Origin of the sequence: Bathymodiolus heckerae thiotrophic gill symbiont (assembly GCF_900128515.1) — a bacterium.
Taxonomy (GTDB): Bacteria; Pseudomonadota; Gammaproteobacteria; order PS1; family Pseudothioglobaceae; genus Thioglobus_A.
The window spans coordinates 22546-28847 of the sequence record NZ_FQTP01000015.1 but is presented as its reverse complement, the minus strand read 5'-3'; the positions used below and the strand labels follow the sequence as shown (position 1 = coordinate 28847).

Annotated in this window: 8 protein-coding genes and 1 tRNA gene; 5 read left to right on the top strand and 4 right to left on the bottom strand. The window is 35.7% G+C overall.

Going from position 1 to position 6302, the window contains the following annotated elements; translation table 11 throughout:
• Positions 1 to 492: 492 nt before the first annotated feature.
• Positions 493 to 577, bottom strand: a tRNA-Leu gene (locus tag BTHERMOSOX_RS03390).
• Between the two features lie 92 nt (positions 578 to 669).
• On the opposite strand from BTHERMOSOX_RS03390, the gene BTHERMOSOX_RS03385 reads away from it, so the two are divergent.
• Positions 670 to 888, top strand: coding sequence for a YgaP family membrane protein (locus tag BTHERMOSOX_RS03385; protein ID WP_138119429.1), 219 nt, complete (start codon positions 670 to 672; stop codon positions 886 to 888).
• 19 nt (positions 889 to 907) lie between these two features.
• Here the strand turns inward: BTHERMOSOX_RS03385 and cysG are convergent, their stop codons facing one another.
• The gene (gene cysG, locus BTHERMOSOX_RS03380; RefSeq protein ID WP_138119427.1) at positions 908 to 2293 is read right to left on the bottom strand and encodes a siroheme synthase CysG; all 1386 of its coding nucleotides are present in this window, start codon (positions 2291 to 2293) and stop codon (positions 908 to 910) included.
• A gap of 80 nt (positions 2294 to 2373) precedes the next feature.
• Between cysG and BTHERMOSOX_RS03375 the strand changes: the two genes are divergently transcribed.
• Positions 2374 to 2781, top strand: coding sequence for a hypothetical protein (locus tag BTHERMOSOX_RS03375; RefSeq protein WP_138119425.1), 408 nt, complete (start codon positions 2374 to 2376; stop codon positions 2779 to 2781).
• On the opposite strand, the gene BTHERMOSOX_RS03370 is transcribed toward BTHERMOSOX_RS03375, so the two are convergent.
• Both BTHERMOSOX_RS03370 and BTHERMOSOX_RS03365 read right to left on the bottom strand, forming a co-directional pair.
• On the bottom strand, positions 2778 to 3455 hold the full coding sequence (locus tag BTHERMOSOX_RS03370) for an HdaA/DnaA family protein (RefSeq protein WP_249360590.1): 678 nt from the start codon (positions 3453 to 3455) through the stop codon (positions 2778 to 2780). The two genes, BTHERMOSOX_RS03375 and BTHERMOSOX_RS03370, sit on opposite strands and share 4 nt — an antisense overlap.
• Positions 3456 to 3462: 7 nt before the next feature.
• Positions 3463 to 4020, bottom strand: coding sequence for a CDP-alcohol phosphatidyltransferase family protein (locus BTHERMOSOX_RS03365; protein WP_138119423.1), 558 nt, complete (start codon positions 4018 to 4020; stop codon positions 3463 to 3465).
• Between the two features lie 55 nt (positions 4021 to 4075).
• Between BTHERMOSOX_RS03365 and purM the strand changes: the two genes are divergently transcribed.
• Genes purM through BTHERMOSOX_RS03350 form a run of 3 tightly spaced genes read left to right on the top strand, consistent with a single transcriptional unit; the run spans position 4076 to position 6279 of the window.
• Positions 4076 to 5077 (top strand): phosphoribosylformylglycinamidine cyclo-ligase, encoded by a 1002-nt coding sequence (purM, locus tag BTHERMOSOX_RS03360; protein ID WP_138119421.1) that lies wholly within the window; start codon positions 4076 to 4078, stop codon positions 5075 to 5077.
• Complete coding sequence (purN, locus tag BTHERMOSOX_RS03355) at positions 5078 to 5683, top strand: phosphoribosylglycinamide formyltransferase (protein ID WP_138119420.1); 606 nt, start codon at positions 5078 to 5080, stop codon at positions 5681 to 5683. It begins immediately after the preceding gene.
• Positions 5680 to 6279, top strand: a complete 600-nt coding sequence (locus BTHERMOSOX_RS03350) for a DUF3108 domain-containing protein (protein WP_138119418.1) — start codon at positions 5680 to 5682, stop codon at positions 6277 to 6279. The genes purN and BTHERMOSOX_RS03350 overlap by 4 nt, the downstream gene beginning before the upstream one ends.
• Positions 6280 to 6302 lie beyond the last annotated feature (23 nt).

The window sequence follows — 6302 nt, the reverse complement described above, 5'->3', positions numbered from 1 at the left end:
AGTGCTTAAGCTTGCTTGATGTATTAGAAATACTGCTTTTCGCAATATCAATAGTTGTATTGATAACGTTAAGGGTGTTAATGTTTTTTAATTGTATTTTCATCTTTATCTTATATGTCTTAAAAAATATACTCGCTATTATAATGTAATTTTGCACCTATTTTTTTTTGCTTTAGGCTAAAAATAATTTAAAAAGCCTTTGTATAAGGATTATTCGGCTTTAAAGAATGAATATGCAGTATTAATTTACTTAATAATAAAACTTTTTTACAATTAGATTTGAATACTCTCTAAAGAAGCCTCTACTCGATCAACTGATAAGCCGGGCTTATCAGTTGCATTAATACAATAAGGTTGTATTAAAGAAGTATTTTTAATGAACAGTTAAAATGGTTAAAAAAAGACAGAGCAATATACTCCCATTATAAAATAATGATGTCATCAATTTTTTAATGTGAATCCTTTAAAAACGTTGATTTTAAAGGATTAATATGGTGCGGAAGGAGAGACTCGAACTCTCACGTCTTACGACACTGGAACCTAAATCCAGCGTGTCTACCAATTCCACCACTCCCGCGCTTTGTGTTGGCACCCTCTTGAGGGGTGAAGAATTTGAAATTATACCTAATTAATGGTAAAGTAGGCACTTTCAAACACAGGAATATTAAAATGACAATTACAAACGCAGTATCAGCAATGGTAGGAACTATTATTATGGCCTCATTATTATTAAATAATACAAGTATGTTTGCAGAAACAAATTGGCTTTGGCTAACTTTTTTTGTTGGTTTTAATCTATTCCAATCAGCCTTTACTGGATTTTGCCCAGCAGCCAAAATTTTTAAAGCAATTGGTTTTAAAGACAGCGATTGTTGCGTTAAGGACTAGTCGATACAATACTACTGAGTTAATCGCTAGTATCAAACCAATTCAACTTCTCTCTTAGCTTAACCACTTCACCAACAATGATTAAAGTGGGTGCTTTAATGGGTTGTGTAGCTACAACATTTGGCAATTCGCCCAAGGTTGTAGTCCATACTTTATGATCAGGCGTTGTGCCTTTTTCAACTAGTGCGACTGGCATATCACTACGCAGCCCGTGCTCAATCAGTTTGTCTGATAAATGCTGAGCGCCTTTTAACGCCATATAGAAAACGATGGTTTGTTGCTCAACAGCAAGCTCACTCCAAGGTAGATTCATACTGCCATCTTTAAGATGGCCAGTGACAAATCGACAAGATTGAGAATAATCACGGTGTGTTAATGGGATGCCTGAGTAAGTTGAGCAACCTGAAGCGGCAGTAATTCCTGGCACCACCTGAAACGGAATGCCATTCTCAGCCAAGGTTTCAATCTCTTCACCGCCACGACCGAAGATAAATGGATCACCACCTTTAAGGCGGCATACACGTCTACCTTTTTTTGCCAAATCTACCAGTAGTTGGTTAATGCCGTCTTGCGGCACACTATGATTATCACGCTCTTTACCGACATAAATAAGTTCTGCATCACGACGAACAAGTTCCATCACTTCTTCTGATACCAAACGATCGTACAAAATAACATCTGCTTGCTGCATTAAACGTAACGCTTTAAATGTTAATAGATCAGGATCACCTGGGCCACCACCAACTAAGTAAACTTCGCCCACTTCAGTATCAGCTGAGTCATTAAGTTGTTTTTGCATGTCAGCCTTGGCTTCATCCACCTTACCAGAGAAAACTTTTTCAGCCACAATACCTGAAAAAACACGCTCCCAAAAATAACGCCTATCTTCAATATTTTTAAATTTAGCTTTAACTTGATCTCTAAAATTACCCGCTAATTCTGCTAATTTTCCATAAGCATGAGGAATGGTACTTTCTAATTTAGCGCGAATTAAGCGCGCCAAAACTGGCGCCTTTCCTGCAGAAGAAATAGCAACAACAATGGGTGAGCGATCAACAATAGACGGCATAATAAACGAGCACAAATCTGGTGAATCAACCACATTAACTGGAATATTAGCCTCGTGTGCTAATTTTGAAACTTGTGCATTTAACGTAGTATCGTCAGTCGCTGAAATAATCAACACCTGAGAATTTACATCACTCTGCTCAAAATCTTTTTCAATTAAGGCAATCTTTCCATCATTAGCCAATGCCTTGACACTTTGACAGGCCGAGCTATCAACACATGTTATTTGAGCATGAGCCTTTAATAAAAGTGTTATTTTTCGAAAGGCAATATCACCGCCACCAACAACTAGACAGGGCTTTTGTTTAATATCAATAAAAATAGGTAAGTAATTCATGTGTTATTACGACTGTTCGAAATTTAAAGCTTATATTATAATGTCTTAACCTTTATTAAATACACAAAACGCCTATTGTTATGGTCCAAGCACACTTTACTTGCCCTTTTTCTCACTTAATTCTTAGCGGTCGATGCGGCTGTCAATTTGGCGCTAAAGACTGTGTGGCAGAAAAAGAATTTGGCGCATGCCAAGATCATGAAACCTCTAGCCTGTGCCAAACCATCTATCAAAATTTACGAGAAAATAGTAATTTTGTTTTAAAAACACATAACACCAACAACCTTTCTGTTGGCCAACAGTCAAAAATAAAAATGGGTGGACTGCTTGCTTTGCAAGAAGTTATGGGTGTTGATAATGGCGATAAAATTGATGATATTGCTAATTTAGCCAATAAAATTAAACTGACTTATCCTGATCTTAGTGACATGCCCTTTTCAGATCTTATGCCTAGAATTGCTAAATTTAAATTTAGAAGAAAATCTTAAATATTCAATATTTTCTTGGTAAAAGGGATAGAGATAACACTCTTTTGTTGCAAAGATTCTTGATCAAGCCGATCTATAGCCAGCAATATTGTTGTTAAATCTCTAGAATAAACTTTAAACAAATAAGTGTAGACTTTTTCATCAATGTCTAAATTTTTATCTTTCATTTTAAGCTTGATTAGCTCAATTTTTTCTAAATCTGTTAATTGTTCAAGTGAAAAAACCACAGACAAAGATAATCGTGTTTTAAGATCTTTTAGTAGTTCTAGCTCACTAGGCAGCACCAGTGCAGAAGCGACAAGCTTAGTATTAGTGTGTTTAATTTGATTGTAAAGATCAAACAATTCTTGCTGCTGAGTATCATCAAGCTGATCAATGTTGTCAACACACACCCAGTCAAAATCAGACAATGTATTTAAAAATCCAGCAGGAAGTGTTTGCTTAATATCAACATACATAGCGCTCAAACCCAAATTTAGCGCTTTAAATACACACCCTTGAAGTACGTGCGTCTTGCCACTAGAGTTTGCACCTGAAATAAATACAACGGATGAGTCATTGTTACCAAATAAAACATCAATAAAAGTTAATAGTGATTGATTTTTATCACCCAAAAAATTACTTAATAGTAATTTTGAATCGAGTGAAATTGGCAATCCAAGTTGTCTCATCATTAATTTTTTATTTTTTCTCTTGCGAGATAACCCTTTCAATCCAGATCCATACATAATCTGCACCACTCAATACAGTTGAAGTGGCAACAATCACAAAAAACACAGTACTCCATTGTTCTTGAATTGGATGCAACTGCACTACTACTAAAAATAGAACCAGCGCAATTTGCAAAACGGTGTTAATTTTTGATAATTTAGAAGGGGAAAGTAGCTCATCTTTTGACATTTCAGTGCCAATAAAACAACCCACTATACCTGATACAATCATAACATCACGCAAAAAAATCAAAATTAACAACCATGCTGGTAATAAACCAATCACGTGCAAAGTTAAAAAACTACTGACTAGCAATAACTTATCCGCAACTGGGTCCAAAATAGAGCCAAGACGTGTTTGAAATGAATAGCGTTTTGCAATCCAGCCATCCAGAGCGTCTGTAATGCCTGCAATAAAAAACAACACCATTGCTAAAAAATATTGGTGATTTAATAAAGTCATTACAACAGGTACTGTTAAAATAATGCGTAAAATTGATAGCGCATTTGGCACACTAGAAAAATTCATTTTGTTAGCTGCTTAAATCAAAATTTAAAGAAATTCATTATACGGAAAAAACCATATGTCATCATTGACTTACCAAGACTCAGGCGTAGACATTACCAAAGGTAATGAGCTAATTGAACAAATTAAACCTATTGCAAAATCCACTATGCGCGAAGGCGTGCTAGCTGGTCTTGGTGGTTTTGGCGCCATGTTTGAACTGGATCTTAAAAAATATAAAAATCCAGTATTAATCTCTGGCACTGATGGCGTCGGCACAAAATTAAAAGTAGCGGAAATGTTAAACAAACATGACACTATTGGTATTGATTTGGTTGCTATGTGTGTCAATGATCTAATCGTGCAAGGTGCAGAGCCATTATTCTTTTTAGACTATTACGCAACTGGAAAGCTTAATATCGAACTTGCTACTTCAGTGATTCACGGCATTGGCGAAGGTTGTAAAATTTCTGGTTGTGCATTGATCGGTGGAGAAACTGCTGAAATGCCAGGTATATACCAAGGTGAAGAATACGATTTAGCTGGATTTTGTGTTGGCATTGCCGACAAAGATAAAGTAATTGACGGCTCTAAAGTATCCAATGACGACCATATTATTGCACTAGCATCTTCAGGCCCACACTCAAATGGCTACTCTCTAATTCGCAAAGTATTAGAACAATCCAAACCAACAGATACTCAATTGCAAGCATTAATTAAGCCAACAAAAATTTATGTTAAATCTGTTCTATCATTAATTGAAAAATATTCAGTGCATGCTATTTCACATATTACTGGTGGTGGCTTACTAGAAAACATTCCTAGAGTTTTGCCAGATAACTTAGCTGCAAAATTAGACGATCAATCTTGGACATTGCCGGAAATTTTCCAATTTTTACAAGACAATGGTAATATCGATATCATGGAAATGTACCGTGTATTCAACTGTGGTGTTGGTATGGTGTTAGTAGTTCCAGCTGACCAAAGCAACGATGCCATCAGACACATGAATGAGCAAGGCGAAACTGCTTGGCTGATCGGTGAAATTGTTAGCAATGAAGGCAATCAAGTCATTATTTAAATGAAGGGCGTTGTCTTAATTTCTGGAAGTGGCTCAAACCTCCAGTCACTTATCGACAATGCATCTAGTATTGACCTCAGCATTGAAGCTGTTATTAGTAATAAAAAAGAAGCTTTTGGCCTTCAGCGCGCTCAACAATCTAATATTCCTACCCATGCACTTGATCACAAACTCTTCTCTTCTCGAGAGGATTTTGATCAAAATTTAAGCCAACTCATTGGCCAATATAATCCAGATATTGTAATTTTAGCTGGCTTTATGCGCATCCTTACTGCTGAATTTACGCAAAAATATACGGGAAAAATGCTAAATATTCACCCTTCTCTATTGCCAAAATTTCAAGGACTTAACACGCATCAACGTGCACTTGATGCTGGAGAAAAAGAACATGGTGTTAGTGTGCATTTTGTTACCGCTGAGCTTGATGGTGGGCCAATTATTGCGCAGTCAAAAATTAAAGTTTTGGCTAACGATGATGTTGAATCATTGGCCAAACGCATTTTAATAGAAGAGCACAAACTCTTTCCAGAAGTAATTCACTGGTTTACCCAGGATAGGTTAAAGCTTGAAAAAAATCAGGCGACTTTAGATGGTCAACTCTTATGAAACTAGGCTTTACATTTACACTGCTTGTTTTAATTAGTGCCAGCGCTTTAGCCTTTAAGCCTCATACTGCTCACTATCAACTTTCCGTCAATGGCTTAAAAATTGCTGAAGAGGTCAGAACGCTACACCAGCTAGAAGATAAGTATTTTTACACAGCCAATGCTAAAACTTCTGATTTAGTAAGTCTAATTAAAGATTATGAGATTAATGCTAAATCCACTTTTATCCTTAACCAGTTTGGCTTACACTCAACACATTATCAATATTTTGAGCGTGATGGCGACCAAGTGAAAAAAAATATTAACATTCGCTTACAAGATCAACAAGTTGATCCGTTAAGTTTACTTTTATCTTTTACCGATTTATTAACAAAAGACTCCACCAAAACTGATTTTTATTTTATGGTTAACAATGGTGAAACGGTGAAAAAAAAGCATTATCAACAAGTTAAAAGTAAACTTAAAAATATAATTAAAATTATTAATCTAGAAGATGAATTGGAAGCTTATTTTGATGCTGATCAACATTATTTGCCCATCCTAATCCAGCGTAAAAACTTCACTTACCAATTGCAATCTGTCCAATTTCAACCATAATTCTCAAAAAACTTATAAGTCGA

Excerpts from the sequence above, each read along its gene's own strand:
- BTHERMOSOX_RS03385 (WP_138119429.1), top strand. The coding sequence starts at position 670 with ATGACAATTACAAACGCAGTATCAGCAATGGTAGGAACTATTATTATG.
- cysG (WP_138119427.1), bottom strand. The coding sequence starts at position 2,293 with ATGAATTACTTACCTATTTTTATTGATATTAAACAAAAGCCCTGTCTA.
- BTHERMOSOX_RS03375 (WP_138119425.1), top strand. The coding sequence starts at position 2,374 with ATGGTCCAAGCACACTTTACTTGCCCTTTTTCTCACTTAATTCTTAGC.
- BTHERMOSOX_RS03370 (WP_249360590.1), bottom strand. The coding sequence starts at position 3,455 with ATGATGAGACAACTTGGATTGCCAATTTCACTCGATTCAAAATTACTA.
- BTHERMOSOX_RS03365 (WP_138119423.1), bottom strand. The coding sequence starts at position 4,020 with ATGAATTTTTCTAGTGTGCCAAATGCGCTATCAATTTTACGCATTATT.
- purM (WP_138119421.1), top strand. The coding sequence starts at position 4,076 with ATGTCATCATTGACTTACCAAGACTCAGGCGTAGACATTACCAAAGGT.
- purN (WP_138119420.1), top strand. The coding sequence starts at position 5,078 with ATGAAGGGCGTTGTCTTAATTTCTGGAAGTGGCTCAAACCTCCAGTCA.
- BTHERMOSOX_RS03350 (WP_138119418.1), top strand. The coding sequence starts at position 5,680 with ATGAAACTAGGCTTTACATTTACACTGCTTGTTTTAATTAGTGCCAGC.